We start from the raw sequence: 729 nt of genomic DNA, 5'->3' as shown, positions 1-729 counted from the left end.
CCCGTCGAAACCTTGTAGCGATTGTCAGGAAGATCGATGTCATAGGGCGGGTCGCGTTTCCAGATTTCGAGGATCACGTCGATGGATTCCTCAAACATCTTCACGCGGTCTTCGGATAAGGTTCCCAGGGCTTCGGCGTCGGTGGTCAAGGCGCCTGCACTGATCCCGAAGATGAAGCGACCTTCGGTCAGATGATCCATCATGGCCGCGTTTGCGGCAATCAAAACGGGGTGCATCTGTGACAAGTTAGAGGTGCCTGTGGCCAGCTTGATGGTCTTCGTCTCAGCGATCAAGGTGGCTAGAAACATCATACTATTGGTGATGTTTTCCATCTTGTCTGCAAGGTGCTCGCCGACGAACGCATCATGGAAGCCCAGCTTGTCAGCCAGCAAAATGGCTTCTCGATCCTCTTTCAAGGTCTCTGCCCAATTACGTCCCATCGGGTGCATGGGCATGGTGAAATATCCTAGTTTCATACTGTCCTCCGCGAACCAGGGTAGCCCTGATTCAATTGCTAACATCGCTGGATAAACTCCAAGCCGCTCGCCCACCGGACCCGCCCAATCGGGCGCCATCGTGGACACCACAATGCTAGCCCAACCCCATCCCCCCGACACCGCAGTAAGTGGAAATACTCCCTTTCCCAATAATCGGAAATCAACTCCAGTTGGCAGAGGTGAGGTATATTCTAGGACTTTTTGGAAAGTGAGTTGTTCCAACCCAATGATA

Annotated in this window: 1 protein-coding gene; it reads right to left on the bottom strand. The window is 52.8% G+C overall.

The annotated features are described in order from the left end of the window. Positions 1-575, bottom strand: a 575-nt coding sequence (locus tag KO503_RS00430) for an LLM class flavin-dependent oxidoreductase (protein ID WP_215989633.1), incomplete at its 3' end; no start/stop codon positions are given. Positions 576-729 lie beyond the last annotated feature (154 nt).

This window comes from Pacificibacter marinus, from assembly GCF_018860505.1.
Taxonomy (GTDB): domain Bacteria; phylum Pseudomonadota; class Alphaproteobacteria; order Rhodobacterales; family Rhodobacteraceae; genus Celeribacter; species Celeribacter marinus_B.
The sequence above is the reverse complement of the archived record's forward strand: the minus strand, read 5'-3'. Positions and strand labels throughout refer to the sequence as shown.